14 protein-coding genes and 1 pseudogene are annotated in these 15,076 nt (G+C 69.4%); 8 read left to right on the forward strand and 7 right to left on the reverse strand.

The window, feature by feature from the left end; genetic code table 11:
• Positions 1 to 149: 149 nt before the first annotated feature.
• The gene (locus tag EZE58_RS04150) at positions 150 to 1,007 is read right to left on the reverse strand and encodes a 5-formyltetrahydrofolate cyclo-ligase (RefSeq protein ID WP_339393782.1); all 858 of its coding nucleotides are present in this window, start codon (positions 1,005 to 1,007) and stop codon (positions 150 to 152) included.
• 46 nt (positions 1,008 to 1,053) lie between these two features.
• Here EZE58_RS04150 and galU point away from each other — a divergent pair, with 46 nt between their 5' ends.
• The 3 genes from galU (at position 1,054) to EZE58_RS04165 (ending at position 4,596) form a co-directional block, all read left to right on the forward strand.
• Entirely contained in the window at positions 1,054 to 1,956 is a 903-nt protein-coding gene (galU, locus tag EZE58_RS04155) for a UTP--glucose-1-phosphate uridylyltransferase GalU (protein WP_167559885.1), read from the forward strand.
• A 76-nt stretch (positions 1,957 to 2,032) separates the two neighbouring features.
• Entirely contained in the window at positions 2,033 to 2,659 is a 627-nt protein-coding gene (locus tag EZE58_RS04160; RefSeq protein WP_167559887.1) for a GNAT family protein, read from the forward strand.
• Between the two features lie 74 nt (positions 2,660 to 2,733).
• The gene (locus EZE58_RS04165) at positions 2,734 to 4,596 is read left to right on the forward strand and encodes a hypothetical protein (protein ID WP_167559889.1); all 1,863 of its coding nucleotides are present in this window, start codon (positions 2,734 to 2,736) and stop codon (positions 4,594 to 4,596) included.
• 70 nt (positions 4,597 to 4,666) lie between these two features.
• Here the strand turns inward: EZE58_RS04165 and EZE58_RS04170 are convergent.
• The 3 genes and pseudogenes from EZE58_RS04170 to EZE58_RS04180 all read right to left on the reverse strand — a co-directional run bounded on the left by EZE58_RS04170 (position 4,667) and on the right by EZE58_RS04180 (position 7,721).
• A pseudogene (locus EZE58_RS04170) lies at positions 4,667 to 5,171 on the reverse strand (putative immunity protein).
• A gap of 264 nt (positions 5,172 to 5,435) precedes the next feature.
• On the reverse strand, positions 5,436 to 6,893 hold the full coding sequence (locus EZE58_RS04175) for an NAD-dependent succinate-semialdehyde dehydrogenase (RefSeq protein ID WP_167559891.1): 1,458 nt from the start codon (positions 6,891 to 6,893) through the stop codon (positions 5,436 to 5,438).
• Positions 6,894 to 7,010: 117 nt separating this feature from the next.
• The gene (locus EZE58_RS04180) at positions 7,011 to 7,721 is read right to left on the reverse strand and encodes a MerR family transcriptional regulator (RefSeq protein WP_167559893.1); all 711 of its coding nucleotides are present in this window, start codon (positions 7,719 to 7,721) and stop codon (positions 7,011 to 7,013) included.
• Between the two features lie 109 nt (positions 7,722 to 7,830).
• Here EZE58_RS04180 and EZE58_RS04185 point away from each other — a divergent pair, with 109 nt between their 5' ends.
• From EZE58_RS04185 to EZE58_RS04200, 4 genes are all read left to right on the forward strand, one after another.
• Positions 7,831 to 8,340, forward strand: a complete 510-nt coding sequence (locus EZE58_RS04185; protein ID WP_167559894.1) for a DUF2306 domain-containing protein — start codon at positions 7,831 to 7,833, stop codon at positions 8,338 to 8,340.
• 84 nt (positions 8,341 to 8,424) lie between these two features.
• Positions 8,425 to 9,372 carry a helix-turn-helix transcriptional regulator gene (locus tag EZE58_RS04190; RefSeq protein WP_167559895.1) on the forward strand — a complete coding sequence of 316 codons (948 nt, stop codon included), beginning with the start codon at positions 8,425 to 8,427 and terminating at the stop codon, positions 9,370 to 9,372.
• Between the two features lie 75 nt (positions 9,373 to 9,447).
• On the forward strand, positions 9,448 to 10,470 hold the full coding sequence (locus tag EZE58_RS04195; protein WP_167559897.1) for a zinc-dependent alcohol dehydrogenase family protein: 1,023 nt from the start codon (positions 9,448 to 9,450) through the stop codon (positions 10,468 to 10,470).
• Between the two features lie 54 nt (positions 10,471 to 10,524).
• Positions 10,525 to 11,166 (forward strand): DapH/DapD/GlmU-related protein, encoded by a 642-nt coding sequence (locus EZE58_RS04200; RefSeq protein WP_167559899.1) that lies wholly within the window; start codon positions 10,525 to 10,527, stop codon positions 11,164 to 11,166.
• Between the two features lie 18 nt (positions 11,167 to 11,184).
• On the opposite strand, the gene EZE58_RS04205 is transcribed toward EZE58_RS04200, so the two are convergent.
• A complete protein-coding gene (locus EZE58_RS04205; protein ID WP_167559901.1) occupies positions 11,185 to 11,505 on the reverse strand; it encodes a GNAT family N-acetyltransferase in 321 nt (106 codons plus the stop codon).
• Positions 11,506 to 11,626: 121 nt separating this feature from the next.
• Between EZE58_RS04205 and EZE58_RS04210 the strand changes: the two genes are divergently transcribed.
• Positions 11,627 to 12,214 (forward strand): GNAT family N-acetyltransferase, encoded by a 588-nt coding sequence (locus EZE58_RS04210; RefSeq protein WP_205772105.1) that lies wholly within the window; start codon positions 11,627 to 11,629, stop codon positions 12,212 to 12,214.
• Between the two features lie 62 nt (positions 12,215 to 12,276).
• On the opposite strand, the gene EZE58_RS04215 is transcribed toward EZE58_RS04210, so the two are convergent.
• A complete protein-coding gene (locus EZE58_RS04215; protein WP_167559903.1) occupies positions 12,277 to 13,746 on the reverse strand; it encodes an SLC13 family permease in 1,470 nt (489 codons plus the stop codon).
• 187 nt (positions 13,747 to 13,933) lie between these two features.
• Positions 13,934 to 15,055, reverse strand: coding sequence for a putative sulfate exporter family transporter (locus EZE58_RS04220; protein ID WP_167559905.1), 1,122 nt, complete (start codon positions 15,053 to 15,055; stop codon positions 13,934 to 13,936).
• Between the last annotated feature and the right edge of the window lie 21 nt (positions 15,056 to 15,076).

Below are 15,076 nucleotides of genomic sequence, written 5' to 3' on the forward strand. Positions count from 1 at the left end.
TGAAGAGTATAGTGCACCGGCCCGTTCCGCCGTCTCTCGCTCTCACCGACCCAGTGCGCTTCTCCACAGTCCAACGCGCACGAGTGGGGGTTTATTTCGCGGGTGATCGTGGCCAGATGGTGAGTCTGAGCTGCTGTCGACGACGCCGTTCAGAGCACGCGCAGACCGTCCTCGGTGATCGCCTCCGGGACTCGGAGATCCCACGGTTCGACGACGAGGCCGGGCAGATCGGCCTCCTCGGCGAAGCACACACCGACCACGCGCGGACCCGCAGAATCGGGGGGCTGTGCGTGCGAGCGCGACGGCCCGGGCGGCGCATCCCCGATAGATGCGTCCAGGGGCGGCACGTCGCCCAGCGGCACCTCTCCCAGCGGCCCGAACGTCCTGTCGTAGAACCCTCCGCCGTTGCCCAACCGTGCCCCGCCGGCACCGAAGCCGAGGGCAGGGACGAGGAGGAGGTCGGGCGCCGCCTCGGCGAAGAGGCTCGACGCACTGTGCTCGGCCCGCGGTTCGCGGATGCCCCACCGGCCCTGCGGGGTGAGTTCGGCCATCGGCGTTCTCACCTCGCCGAATTCGAGAGCCTCACCGATGCGGGTGACGACGGGGAGGAAGACCCTGGCCCCCCGCTCCCGGAGGCCATCGACGACGGCGTCGACATCGGGCTCACCGGGAAGGGCGGCGTAGGCGATGACGATGTGACCGGAGAGGTCGGGGCTCGGCCACCACCGGTCGAGCGCCGACAGTACGGCGTCGGCGACGGATGAGACGGGGACGGCCCGGTGAGGGGTCGTGGGAGACGAACGACGGGCGGCGACCGATGGGCAATGGGCAGACGATGGAGGCGCGGGGAGCGGCGATCGCAGGTCGGCGACCGATGAGACGGAGGCGGCCGCCTCGGCGGGAGAGGCACCGGAATCGTCACTGTGCGCGCCCCACTGACGCGCACGAGCTGACCGGCGGGCCCGGATCAGGGCCCGCAGCTCTGCCTTCGAGGAGACGGGATCCACGCCCTTCAGCCTAACCGGTGGGGCGGGCATGGCTAAGATGAAGGGCATGACTGATCAATCTCGCAGCACCGTGCGCAAGGCCGTGATCCCTGTGGCCGGCCTGGGAACCCGATTCCTCCCCGCGACGAAGGCGACGCCGAAGGAGATGCTCCCTGTCGTCGACAAGCCGGCCATCCAGTACGTCGTCGAGGAGGCGGTGTCTGCGGGTCTGCAGGACGTCCTCATGATCACCGGGCGCAACAAGCGCCCCCTCGAGGACCACTTCGACCGCGTCGACGGACTCGAAGCGGCGCTGGCGAAGAAGGGCGACGACAAGAAGCTCGCCGCCGTTCGGCACTCCTCGGAGCTCGGAGACATCCACTACGTCCGGCAGGGCGACCCCAAGGGTCTCGGCCATGCTGTGCTCAAGGGCCGCCAGCACGTCGGCGACGAGCCGTTCGCGGTCCTCCTCGGCGATGACCTCATCGACGAACGCAGCCCGATCCTGCCGACGATGATCGACGTCACGGAGCGGACCGGCGGCAGCGTCGTGGCGCTCATGGAGGTTCCCCCGGAGTCGATCCACCTCTACGGCTGCGCGGCCGTCGAGGAGACCGACGAGGACGGCGTCGTCAGGATCACCGGCCTCGTCGAGAAGCCGGCACAGGAGGAGGCGCCGTCGAACCTCGCGATCATCGGCCGCTACGTCCTCGCTCCGGAGATCTTCGACGTCCTCGAGACGACCGCGCCCGGCCGCGGCAACGAGATCCAGCTCACCGACGCCCTGCAGACGCTCGCCGAGGATGAGTCCAGCCACGGCGTCTACGGCGTCGTCTTCTCCGGCGACCGCTACGACACGGGCGACAAGCTCGACTACCTCAAGGCCGTCGTGCAGATCGCGTGCTCGCGCGACGACCTCGGCGAGGATCTCAAGGGATGGCTCAAAGAGTACGTGGCCGAACTCGACTGAGTGCCCGTGGCTTCGCTGTCTGCCCTCGCGCGGGGACGCTGATGCCGCGCGAGGACGCTGAGCGGGGACGACCGTGATGGGCGGCCCGTTCTGGCCGATCGAGCTGCGCGATGCCACCGCGGGCGTCGTCCTTCGACCCCTGCGCCGCAGCGACGAATCCGAGTGGCGTGAGGTCCGGCGGTTCAACCGGGACTGGCTGCGTCCGTGGGATGCGACCCTGCCGATCCCCGGTCAGGTCACGCCGAACTTCCGCGCGATGGTGCGGATGTACGACAAGCAGGCCAAACGGGCGCAGAGCGTGCCGTTCGCGATCGAGGTCGACGGCCGCTTCCGCGGCCAGCTGACCGTCTCCGGCATCACGTGGGGGTCGATCCTCAGCGGCCAGATCGGCTACTGGGTCGACTCCCGCGTCGCCGGTCGCGGCATCACACCGCTGGCCGTGGCGATGGCCACCGACCACTGCCTGTTCGCGCTCGGCCTCCACCGCATCGAGATCAACATCCGACCGGAGAACACTGCGAGCCTCCGCGTCGTCGAGAAGCTCGGCTTCCGCGACGAGGGACTGCGGAGGAACTACATGCACATCGACGGACAGTGGAGCGACCACCGCACCTTCGCCCTCACCGTCGAGGACATCCCCCACGGCATCCTCTCCGCGTACCGGCACAGTCGAGGTGAGGGGCCGGGCTCGCGCTCCTTGTGAACTTCGTGTCGGAATGACCGACACACCACCGCCGTTCACGCTGTTGTCCAATCGTGACCTCTAGGCTCTGCAGTGTGGACACCAGTATCATCGTCGTCATCGCCATCGCCGTGGTCTTCGTCGTCGTCGTGCCCGCAATGATCCGCCGGTCGGCCACCGAGCTCTCCCGCGTCGACCTCGACCGCCTGCCCGATGATGCCCAGGTCGTGCGCGCCGAATCCCAGAATCCCTGCCGTGACCTCGGCGAGCGGGTCGCCGTCTTCCGCGCCGAGGCGGTCAAGCCCTCCGTGCCGAGTGCCGACCATGCCGCCGCCGGGATCGCCCCGAACCTGCGGCTCTCCGCCGGCACCCCCGAACTCTCCGTCATCGACGGTGACGCCCAGACCGCCGAGGCAGTGCCTGAGTCCCAGCCGGAACCCGAATCCCAGCCCGCTGTCCTTCCGGTCGCCGTGGGCGAGACCCGCTCGGCGTTCCTCGCAGGCGGACACGACCGGGCGTCCGGGGCCGACAATGTGCGCCCCCTTCACCCGGCCGTCCATGCCGTGTTCGCGCAGACCGGCGGAACCGGTTCCGGCCGACAGAACGAGGGGCGCGCCGCCGAGTCGGTGAGCCGCCTCGGCGCCGGTCAGCAGCGGGCGGTCCGGGCGCAGGCTGCAGCGACTGCCAACCGGGCGCGCCGGATGCCGCCCGGAGGCGGCCAGGACCGCCTCGGCGGGTCAGACCCCACGACAGAGCCCACTTCCCGACCCGATGAGGATCCCACGATGACCGAGAGCACCGCCCCGCTGCGTGAGTCCCTGCGTTCGATCGGGACGATGGTCCGCGGGTTCGCGCTGACGTTCCTCGCATCGGTGCTCGGGGTGATCGTCACATCGGTGCTCGCGTTCTTCTCCGTCGTCCATCCCGCGCTCATCGGCGTCTTCGCCGGGCTCGCGGTCGTCTCCCTCTTCATCGTCCGCACCCTCAACATGCGCAAGCGCGAGATCAGGAAGCGGCTGCGCCGGATGACTGGGGCCGTGACCGAGGTGGAGGACGATGCGGACGCCGAGGCGGCAACGACTTCGCGTGCGGCTGTGACAGCTGGTTCGACCGCGACGGGCGCTGCGAAGACGGCCGGGTCGACGAGGTCGTCGACCGTCGGGTCCACAGCGGCACGGGCGCAGGCGATGGCGGCGGCCAAGGCTGCGGCGACGCCGCGCTCGACGGCATCCGAGACGAAGGCATCATCTGCGGACGAGAAGGCGACGACGGCGAAGACCGCTCGTGAACGCGCGCTCCAGCAGCGCAGTGCGACGGCCAAGTACGCCCGCGAGGAAGCGGTCACCGGTGAGATCCCGGTTGTGCGCATCCGCAACGAAGCTGCAGAGGGCCACACGACTCGCCAGATCCTGCTCACCGGTCCGATCCCGGTCATCGCGGAGCCTGCGGCAGTGACCAATGCCGCAGAGAAGGCGGACACGACTCCGGCCGAGACCTCCTCACCTGTGGCTGCCGCAGACGAGGCCTCAGAGGTTGTCGCTGCGTCGACGACCTCGGTCGCAGCGGACCTCGCCGACACCGTCGTGCAGAGCGCTCAGCGGAGCGCGGCCGCGAAGAGTGCCGCCGAGGCGGCGGTCAACGACCCGTTCCAGCAGCGGCTCAAGGCCCGCGACGGATGGTCCCCGACGCCTCTGCCGGTGCCGAGCTACGTCGGCGCCCAGGAGGCCGAGCACGCTGTGCCGACGCCCAAGGCCGCCGATGCGAGTTCGTATGAGACGCAGGCGCGCAGCCGAGAGGACATTGCCGCACAGTTCGCCGAGGAGCTCGGATACCGTGCCGAGTTGAGCGACTCGGCACGTGAGGACAGCCCGCTCGAGCACGGCCGCAAAGCGATTCGTGCCGACAGGGCACCGGCACTCGATGCCGTCAACGACGTCCTCGCCCGCCGCCGGGCGTGAGCTGACCGGCGCAGGCATTCACCTGCCCTGACGTCGGCCATCGTGGGACGGCCTCCCGACAGATGAACGCTCAGTCGGTGAAGACGTTCCAGCAGAGGCTGTTGCGACGCGCCTGATCGTCGAGGACGAGCTCACGGACCGCCTCGGGCAGACGCTCACGCTGCCGGTCACGCTCCGCCGCTGCCGCATCCGGATCATTCTGGTGCGCGGCGGCGACAGCCTTGATCGCGTAGGCAGCGGCGCCGAGATCGTGCTCGGCGACATGTCCCACGCATGCCGCTTGTCCGGCCGCGTACGCAGCGAAGCGGGCGGCCCCGGTCAGGGGTCGCGCCGCCCCCATCGCATGACCTCCGGCGGCGCGGGCGGTCATCATCGGCATCTGCCCCTCAGCCCACGCCCGAGCCGCCACGATCGCCTCGCTTGGGCGCGTCCGGGGCGACGGCGGCGAAGAACGGCAGGACATGCTCGGCGCAGTCGGCGGCCCACAGGGCGAGAAGCTGGTGGTGGTCGTCGGTGAGGGTGCCGCCTCGGCGGATCGTGATCAGCCGGGGATCCCGGTCGGGGGAGAGGATCATCGGTCGACCTCCTCGGCGTGGGCAATCCAGGGGCGGTGCGGAAGGGACTTCTTCGTCACTGTGCTCACACTCCCTGAGTGTAGGCCGGTCCGGGCATGGGTCAAAGGGCCCGAAGTGGTCAACGGAACGGCCGGCGGCTGTGCTCGGCGCCGCGGACCCCCAGGAACGCGAAAGGCGGCCGACACCTCAGGTGTCGACCGCCTCGGCGATCTCAGTCCGTGCGGGCCGGCTCAACCGGCGGCCGCACGGGACCAGGAGAGGGGATCAGGAGCGCGGCGTGGCCACGTACTTGATCTCGAGGTACTCGTCGATGCCGACGCGTCCGCCCTCACGGCCGAGACCCGACATCTTCACGCCGCCGAACGGGGCGGCCGGGTTCGAGACGAGACCGGTGTTGAGGCCGATCATGCCGACCTCGAGCTTCTCGGCGAGGCTGAGCGCACGGTTGATGTTCTCGCTGAACAGGTAGCCGGCAAGCCCATACTCGGTCTCATTGGCCAGCGCGATCGCCTGCTCGTCGGTGTCGAAGGTGACGATCGGGGCGACGGGGCCGAAGATCTCGGTCGTGCGGATCTCCGAACCGGCCGGGACGTTGGTGATGACGGTCGGGTCGAAGAAGAACCCGTCGCCTTCGATCTTCGAACCGCCCGTGAGCACCGTCGCACCTCCGGCGACGGCGTCGTCGACGAGGGCCGCGACCTTGTCCAGCGACTCCTGGTCGACGAGCGGTCCCACCTCGGTGCCCTCATGGAGGCCGTTGCCGACCTTCATCGAACCGATGCGCTCGGCGAGCTTCTGCGAGAACTCATCGGCGATCGAGGAGTGGACGAAGAGGCGGTTGGCCGCGGTGCAGGCCTCGCCGCCGTTGCGCATCTTCGCGAGCACCGCACCGTCGACGGCCTTGTCGAGATCGGCGTCCTCGCAGACGACGAACGGCGCGTTGCCGCCGAGCTCCATCGAGGACTTCATGACATTGTCGGCAGCCTGCTTGAGCAGGTTGATGCCCACCTCGGTCGACCCGGTGAAGGTGACCTTGCGGGCGATGCCCGACTCCATCCACGGGGTGACGACCCGACGGGCCGACTCCGAGGTGACGACGTTGAGGACGCCGGCCGGCAGCCCTGCCTCGGTGAGGACGTCGACGAGCATGAGCGAGGTCAGCGGGGTGAGCTTCGCGGGCTTGAAGACCATCGTGCAGCCGGCGGCGATGGCCGGTCCGATCTTGCGGGTGCCCATGGCCAGCGGGAAGTTCCACGGGGTGATGAGCACGCAGGGGCCCACGGGTTCGCGGGAGACCATGAGGCGGTTCTTGCCGTCGGTGGAGAGCATGTAGTCGCCGCTGATGCGCACGGCCTCCTCGGAGAACCAGCGGAAGAACTCGGCGCCGTAGGCGACCTCTCCCTTGGACTCGGCGAAGGGCTTGCCCATCTCAGCGGTCATGACGGCGGCGATGTCGTCGGAGCGCTCGATGAGGAGTTCGAAGGCGCGGCGCAGGATCTCGGCCCGGTCACGGGGTGCGGTGGCGGCCCAGTCGGCCTGCGCGTCACCGGCGGCCTTGATGGCGGCCTCGGCGTCGGCGGCGGAACCGTCGGCGACGGTGGTGATGACGTCACCGGTTGCGGGGTTGATGACGTCGATGGTCTTTCCGCCCTCGGCATCACGCCACTGTCCGTTGATGAACAGTCCGGTGTTGAGCTTGTCGATGATCGGCGTGATGTCCACGACTGATCCTCCCTTGGTTGTTGTGTCGAGGCGGCAGAGCGCAAGATCGCCCGGCGCCTCGTTCAGTGTAAAGGTCCGCAGGGGCGGAATCGATGCGGATTTCGCAGTGTGAGAGCGTCAGTCGCGCGGTTTCCGTGCCTGCGCGGACATCGCAGCGTGGACGAGCGTGCTCATCGAGATGAGGAGCCGATTGTGCAGGGTGATGCCGCGGATGACGGCGAGAGCGATCTCGTCGCGGGTGAGGGAGTCGCTGATGGGCAGCGTGTTCTCCCGGGCGATCTGTGCCAGAGCCGTGGCATGGGTCATCACGATGTCCCGCCCCACGTCGTAGCCGGCGTCGATGAGATCGCGCAGGCAGACGGCGACCGCGGCGCGAGCGGTGGGGGAGACGTCGGGCCAGCCGAGGTCGGAGAGGACGTCACCGACTTCGGCGTCCAGGTCTGTGATCACGTCGGGGTCGTTTCGCCGAGGCGGTGCGGCGGCATCGCCGGTCCCTTCCGTCGGCGGCGTCGCGGTGGGCTGAGGCTCAGGCGCGCTGTCGAGACAGCTGTCGAGACCGAGGGCGAGGCGCTGGCAGACGCCCATCAGTTCGAGATTGTCCAGGGTTTCGTCGTCGATCGCGTGCGTGAGTACGGCGATAGACGACATCGGCAGGGCGAGTTCGCGACGGAGCCACGTGATGAGCGCGAGACGGTGCACATGGGCATCCCCGTAGACCGCCGTCGTGGCGTTGCGCTTCTCACCGGTGCCCAGCACGCCGAGGCGGATGTAGTACTTGATGCTCGCCGTGGACACATCGGTGCGGCGGGCGAGTTCGCTGAGCTTCATCGTCTCCCTTCGAGATCCGCAGTGCCGATCGGAGAACTGCCTTGGATAGTGCTCAGGCGGTCGACTATCCACGTTGCCAGTGCTTGGATAGCATGACTATCTTAATCCCATGATGACACTCATCATCGCCGTCCACGCCATCGCCGCCGCCGGTGTCGTGCTCCTGGCCCCCGTGCAGCTGATCCGCCGACCCAAGGACAACCGGCACAAGACCATCGGCCGCTCGTGGGTCGTGCTCATGTACCTCGTCTGCGTGAGCGGGATGTTCATCTACTCGCTCACCGGGGCATTCACGGTCTTCCATGCCCTGGCGATCTACACCTTCGCGACGACGACGCTGGGGGTCATCGCCATCCGCCGCGGCCGACTGCGCACCCACGTCTTCCTCATGGTCGGATCGTGGATCGGCGCCCTCATCGCCGGGACCTTCGCCGTCGTCATTCCCGGTCGCGAGATCCCTCGGCTCGCCGTCGGCGACCCCGTGCTCTTCTGGACGATCCTCGCATCCGTGATCATCGCGGCCACCGTCTGGGTGGTCTGCGTACTGCGGTTCGTCCCCGTGCGCAGATCCCGCCCCGGCATCGTTCGGTCCGCTGCGCAGTCGGCGACGGCCGCTTGAGGGTGCGGGCCCTTGCGGTGCACTCGCCAGGGGTGTACTCGCAGGGTATCCCTCCCGGGGCGTGAGAGGTCTACGCTCGAATGCATGGACAACAGGGCCGAGGTGAGGGAGTTCCTCATGTCACGCCGGGCGAAGATCACGCCCGCGGCCGCCGGGCTGCCGGCGGACGGCCGACGTCGTGTGCCCGGGCTGCGCCGGAGCGAAGTCGCGACCCTGGCGGGCATGAGCGTCGAGTACTACGCGAAGCTCGAACGGGGAGCCATCGGCGGAGCCTCCGCAGCGGTCCTCGACTCGCTCGCCGATGCGCTGCAGCTCACCGACACCGAACGCGGCCACCTCGTCGACCTCGCCCGTGCCGCTGACGGGGTGCCGACCTCGGGACGGCGTCGTCGTCCGCGCTCGGCGGCCCGGACACCGCACGAGACGCTTCACTGGATGCTCGAGGCGATGACCGAGTCCGTCGCCTTCGTCCGCGACGCCGCGCAGAACATCGTCGCCGTCAACGACCTCGGCCGGGCGTTCTACTCCCCGGTCATCGGCGACGGCGGACGGATACCCAACCTCGCCCGGTTCCAGTTCCTCGACTCCGCCTCCCGGGACTTCTACCCCGACTGGGACCTCTTCGCCCAGATGTGCGTCGCCGTGATCCGGGCCGAAGCCGGCAGGGATCCGCATGACCGCGGGATCCAGGAGCTCGTCGGGGAGCTCTCGACCCGCAGCGAGACCTTCCGGGAGCTCTGGGCGGCCCACGATGTGCGCACCCACGGGGCGGGGATGAAGAGGTTCGTCCACCCGGACATCGGAGAGATCGAGCTCGCCTACGAAGAGCTGAGGATCACCGCCGAGGCGGGACTCGTCCTCCTCGTCTACACTCCCGAACCCGGATCCCGGTCGGAGGAGAAGCTGCGCCTGCTCTCCTCGCTCACCGCAGAGGCGAGACCGGGCGGGGTCCGCGAGACGGGCGAACCTGAGACCGGAGCGCACGAGACCACGGAACACGAGACCACAGTGAGCACCGCCGACGAGCTCTAGGCACCTCCGTATCCCACCCACCGGATTCGGTGTCCACCACCGCACCCGTTCCACCCCCACCGAAGGAGCACAACCATGCGCGGAGTCATCATGCACGCCCCCGGAGACGTTCGCATCGAAGAGCGGGACCACCCGCAGATCATCGACCCGACCGATGCCGTCATCCGCATCGTCGCAGCTTGCGTGTGCGGGTCCGACCTGTGGCCCTACCGCGGCGCCGACACTCCTGATGCGAAGCTCATGGGGCACGAATACGTCGGCGTCGTCGAGGAGATCGGCGAGGAGGTCTCGACGTTGAGCGTCGGGGACTTCGTCGTCGGATCCTTCGTCATCTCCGACAACACGTGCCCCATCTGCACCGCCGGATACCAGTCGCGCTGCGTCAACGGGATCTTCGTCGACGGCGCGATCGGCACCCAAGCCGAATACGCCCGCATCCCGCACGCCGACGGCACCCTCGTCGCCACCCCCGGCCAGCCCGATGACGACCTCATCCCCTCGCTGCTCGCCGCCTCCGACGTCCTCGGCACCGGATGGTTCGCCGCCGACGCCGCCGAGGTGGGTCCCGGCTCGAGCGTCGCCGTCATCGGCGACGGCGCGGTCGGACTCATGGGCGTCCTCGCCGCCCGGCAGATGGGAGCGGAGACGATCATCGCAATGAGCCGGCACGAGGATCGGCAGCGCCTCGCCCGCGAATTCGGCGCCACACACATCGTCGCCGACCGCGGCGACGCCGGGGTGGCCGCGATCAAGGAGCTCACCGACGGATTCGGCGTCGACTCCGCGATCGAAGCCGTCGGCACACAGGAGTCGATGATGCAGGCGATCCGCGCGACGCGGCCCGGCGGTCACATCGGCTACGTCGGCGTCTCCCACGACGTCGCCCTGCCCGGAGACGAACTCTTCTTCGGCCTCGTCCACCTCCACGGCGGCCCGGCACCCGTGCGCCGCTACCTGCCTGAGCTCATCGACCTCATCTGGACGCGGACGATCGACCCCGGCCGGGTCTTCGACATGCGGCTGCCGCTCGATGAGGCCGCCGAGGCCTACGCGGCGATGGACGAACGCCGCGCGATCAAGGTCCTCCTCACCCCGTGAGGCCACTGAGCGGCCCTGACCGGACACCACTGCGCACAACCTCGAGGAGAGACGATGAGTGAGACAGTGACCAGTTCGAACGGTGACTCCGAACCCGGCGGCGGAGACATCGCCGACATCGACGCGCTCATCACGGCGCTCGACGCGGGGGAGACGATCGTCTCAGGCTCCCCGCTGCACCGGGCCATGCACTCAGCGAGCCAGGAGGCGCTGCGGAGCACGGCCGAACTCAACACCGGCTACCGCAGTCCCGAGGAGGTGCGGATGCTGCTGTCGACCCTCACGGCTCGACCGGTTCCCGCCTCGGTGACGGTGTTCCCGCCGTTCTCCGCGGACTTCGGGCGGAACATCCGCCTCGGCGAGCGGGTCTTCATCAACTCCGGTGCACGGTTCCAGGACCAGGGCGGCATCACGATCGGCGACGACGCGCTCATCGGTCACAACGCGGTGCTCGCGACCCTCAACCACGACCTCGATCCGAGCCGGCGGGCGGATATGCGCCCGGCGCCGATCGTCATCGGTCGGGGCGTGTGGATCGGAGCGAACGTCACGGTGCTGCCCGGGGTGACCATCGGCGATGACGCGGTCGTGGCGGCGGCCGCGGTCGTCACCCGTGATGTGCCGGCTGGTGCCGTCGTCGTCGGCGCACCGGCCCGGGTCGTCCGGTCCGTCTACGAGCGCGACGACAGCGACTGAGGCCGCGGCGACTGCTCGTCAGGCGAGGGACGCGTCGAACTCGTGGTTCTTCTCGAGGAACCGCATGACGTACGAACAGGTCGTGCGGAACCGCAGACCCGCCTCGGTGGTGGTCTCCAGGGCGAAGCGCACGAGGTGGGCGGCGATCCCGCGACCACCGAAGGCCGGGGAGACCTCGGTGTGGGTGAACGTCCGCGTGGTCGGGACGTCGCCCGGGCCGTCGGCGGTGTCGATGTAGTCGATGAGGCCGATGACCTGGCCGTCGTGGGAGACCGTGAAGCGGGACTGCGCGGAGTCCTCGGCGAAGGTGAAGGTCTCGCCGTCGATGTCGATGTCCATGGCTGATCCTGTTCTCTCAAGGGGGCTGTTCCCGCTTCCGAGACTACCCACTAATCTTGGTGGGGAGTGTTGAAGATCCCGGCGGGCCGTGACCCGCCGCCGCCCCAAGGAGTCGTCCCGCATGACCTCGCAGCCCCCGGCCACCCTCGTCGACGCCCACGAACTCATCCTCAACGAGTCGGGCTACGTCGTCAGCGTGCTCACCGACGCCGACATCGACGACTATGTCGCCCTCGTCGCCTCCGCCTACCGCGGTGAGGCCTCGAAGCAGGGGTGGACCACGGAGGCGGACCTGCTCAGCGGGCAGCGGCTCGATGAGGCGATGGCTCGGGAGATGCTCGCCGAGGCGGATTCGACGATGATCCTCGTCCGCTCGGTCGACGGCCCCGCCGTGGCCAGCGTGTACCTGCGCGAACCCGTCGACTCCGTCGCCTACCTCGGCGTCCTCGCGGTCTCGCCGCTCGGGCAGGGGCAGGGTGTGGGGTCGGCGCTGATGAACCTCGCCGAGGCGTGGGTGGCCGAACGCTGGGGTGCCCGGGCCCTGCAGATGAGCGTGATCAACAAGCGCTCGGAGCTCATCGCCTACTACGAACGCCGCGGCTATGAGCGCACCGGCGAGACCGAGCCCTTCCCGTACGGCGACGAACGCTTCGGTGTGCCGATGGTCGACGACCTCGAGTTCGTCACCCTCGTCAAGCCGCTCGACTGACGCGGGGCAGGCGGGCACGCGGCGACGGTCGCCTCCCCGGGCACCAGCCGCGCCCCGACGGATCAGAACAGCATTGCGGGGACGACGAGCCCGCCGACGAGGACGATCGGGCCGATGACGACCATCGACATCCCGAACTTCACGAGGATGCGCGTGAGGCGGGGCTTCTCCTCGGCGGGAGCAGTCGCGACGACGGTGGCCCCGAGGGTCGAGAACGGTGAGACGTCGACGACGGCCGAGCAGATCCCGAGCGCGGCGATGAGCGCCCACCCGGGGACCCCGCCGGCGTCGATGAGCGGCAGGGCGAGTGGGACGAGGGCTGCGAGGATGCCCGTCGTCGACGCGAACGCCGAGACCAGACCGCCGACGGCGCAGAGGACGAGGGCCGCGACGAGCGGGGAGCCGATCGCCTTCGCCCCTTCGCCGAGGAGGTCGACCGCGCCCATCTCCTGCAGCACGCTGACGAACGTGATGATCCCGCCGACGAGGAGGACCGTCGACCAGTCGATCTTCGGGATCGCGGCCTTGCCCGTCGCCGGGTCGACGATCGCGAGGATCGCCCCAAAGAGGAAGCAGAGGAGACCGATGTCGGGGTCCTGGCCGAACGCGGCGAGGACGACGACCGAGCCGATGAGGGCGACCATGAGCACGACCGTGAGGATCTGCACCCCGGTGAACGGCGTCGATCCTGAAGACGTCGACTCGGATGCTGCTCCGGCGGTGGAGGAGTCGAAGAGCGCTTCGTCCTCGTCGTCCTCACCGAAGGCCACCGACGTCGTCGAGGCGCTGCCCCGGGAGATCCGGGTCTCGCTCGCCGAGGTGGTGCTCCCCGAACCTGCATCCGCCGAGGCCTGTGCCTCACCGGATGCTCCGGTCGCTGATCCGTTCGCCGCCCCGGGCCCGCCGTTCGCCGCGAGGGCGGCCGCGGACTTCCGGGAGAAGAGCCGGCGTCCGAACATGAGGTAGGCGGCGAGGAGCATGAGGAGGTAGACGGCGACGGCGATGCCGAAGAGGAGGAACGGGGAGAGCCCGATCCCGGCATCGGCGGCGGTGCTGTACGTGACGATGCCGTAGAGGCTCGTGGGGGCGAAGCCGCCCGCACCGATCGCGAAGCAGATCGCCAGACCCATGAGCGCGTAGTCGACCTGGTACTTCCGGGCCACCTGCATGCCCACCGGCATCATGACCAGACCCGCCAGGGGTGCGCCCATCGAGGCGATGCCCGCGGTGATGACGAAGAAGACGACGGGCAGGAGGACGGCCGATGACCCGACCTTCTCGAGCGCCCAGTCGATGATCGTGTCGACCGTCCCGTTCTCCTGCGCGATTGCGAAGAAGTAGGTGACTCCGGCGAGGAGGATCATGATCGAGAGCGGGAACCCGGCGATGATGTCCTCGACCGTCATGTCGGTGAGCAGCAGGCCGGTGCCGGCGGCGCCGACGAGCATGAGCACGCCGATGTGCACCCCGCGGATCGCCCCGAGGGCGAAGAGTGCGATGAAGACGCCTAGTGCGATGAGCTGTGCGAGCATGTCGTTCCCCAGTCGGCTGAGCAGTCTCTGTGCAAGCGGTGATCCGCTGCGAGACTACCAGCCGGTCCCCGCCGGGCCCGGCACCTGCGGGGCCCGGCACGCGGACTTCCCATCAGTCGGCACAGGGTCACGTGATCATCCCGCCGAGGCAGGCCGCAAGTGTCCATCCCGCCGAGGCGGTGCGGGCTCAGGCGAGCAGCAGCGCACCGCCGAGGGCGACGAGGGCGACGACGACGGTGGTGATCGTCGCGAGCGCGATCGGGCCGGCGCCGAGGCTGCGCAGCGCGCGCGACTGCACGCCGCGGCCGAGGGCGAACATCGCCATCGACAGGCACGCGGTCTGCAGCCAGCCGAGACCGGTGACGGCAGTCTCAGGCAGCAGGCCGACAGTCCGCAGGGCGGCCATGAGGAGGAATCCGAGGACGAAGAGGGGAACGATCGGGGGCCGCTTCGCCGAGGCGGCAGTGGCGGTCGCGGCGGGTGCCGGAGAGTCGGCTGCTCCGGGACCGGAACCCCGCGCAGCCTCGGAGGTCAGGGGCGTCTCGGAGGTCGGGGACGAGGCGGACGGCCCGGCCTCCTCGGCGAGGAAGGACCGCCCCCGGTTCTCGGCACGGCGCATCGCGAGTCCGATGATCGCCACGGTCGGGGCGAGCATGATGACGCGGGCGAGTTTGACGAGGACGGCGACCTCGAGGGCGGCCGGGCCGATGATGCCGCCGATCGCGACGACCTGGGCGACCTCGTGCGTCGAGGCGCCGGCCCACATGCCCGCGGTCGCCTCGCTCAGGCCCAGGCCGGAGCTGATGAGCGGGATGGCGGCGATCATCACGGTGCCGAAGAGCACGACGAGGGCGATCGCGGCGGCGACGTCCTCCTTCTTCGCGCGCACCGTCGATTCGATGCCGGCGACGGCGGCGGCGCCGCAGATGCCGAACCCGCAGCCGATGAGGAGGGCGAGGTCGCCGTCGACGCGGGTCACCCGCGCCAGCAGCATGCTCGTGCCGATGCCGACGGCGACGACGACGGCGGCGAGCACGATGACCGGCCAGCCGAGGTCGAGGATGTCGCCGAAGACGACCTGCGCCCCGAGGGCGACTATGCCCAACCGCAGCAGCGGCTTCGCGGCGAAGTCGAGTCCGGGCTTGAGCGCTGCGGGCAGGTTGGGGGCGGCGTTGCCGAGCGCGATGCCGAGGATGATGGCGACGAGCAGCGGGGAGATCACCGGGGCGAGCATGGACAGCGGCCACGCGATCGCAGCGGCGAGCGCGGCGAGTCCGAGGCCGGGGAGCAGGGGAGTGATGCGGTGCATGCTCTCAGTCTTCCCCGTCGG

Source organism: Brevibacterium sp. LS14 (genome assembly GCF_012027885.1).
Classification (GTDB): domain Bacteria; phylum Actinomycetota; class Actinomycetes; order Actinomycetales; family Brevibacteriaceae; genus Brevibacterium; species Brevibacterium casei.

Excerpts from the sequence above, each read along its gene's own strand:
- galU (WP_167559885.1), top strand. The coding sequence starts at position 1,054 with ATGACTGATCAATCTCGCAGCACCGTGCGCAAGGCCGTGATCCCTGTG.
- EZE58_RS04160 (WP_167559887.1), top strand. The coding sequence starts at position 2,033 with ATGGGCGGCCCGTTCTGGCCGATCGAGCTGCGCGATGCCACCGCGGGC.
- EZE58_RS04180 (WP_167559893.1), bottom strand. The coding sequence starts at position 7,721 with ATGAAGCTCAGCGAACTCGCCCGCCGCACCGATGTGTCCACGGCGAGC.
- EZE58_RS04185 (WP_167559894.1), top strand. The coding sequence starts at position 7,831 with ATGATGACACTCATCATCGCCGTCCACGCCATCGCCGCCGCCGGTGTC.
- EZE58_RS04190 (WP_167559895.1), top strand. The coding sequence starts at position 8,425 with ATGGACAACAGGGCCGAGGTGAGGGAGTTCCTCATGTCACGCCGGGCG.
- EZE58_RS04195 (WP_167559897.1), top strand. The coding sequence starts at position 9,448 with ATGCGCGGAGTCATCATGCACGCCCCCGGAGACGTTCGCATCGAAGAG.
- EZE58_RS04200 (WP_167559899.1), top strand. The coding sequence starts at position 10,525 with ATGAGTGAGACAGTGACCAGTTCGAACGGTGACTCCGAACCCGGCGGC.
- EZE58_RS04205 (WP_167559901.1), bottom strand. The coding sequence starts at position 11,505 with ATGGACATCGACATCGACGGCGAGACCTTCACCTTCGCCGAGGACTCC.
- EZE58_RS04210 (WP_205772105.1), top strand. The coding sequence starts at position 11,627 with ATGACCTCGCAGCCCCCGGCCACCCTCGTCGACGCCCACGAACTCATC.
- EZE58_RS04215 (WP_167559903.1), bottom strand. The coding sequence starts at position 13,746 with ATGCTCGCACAGCTCATCGCACTAGGCGTCTTCATCGCACTCTTCGCC.
- EZE58_RS04220 (WP_167559905.1), bottom strand. The coding sequence starts at position 15,055 with ATGCACCGCATCACTCCCCTGCTCCCCGGCCTCGGACTCGCCGCGCTC.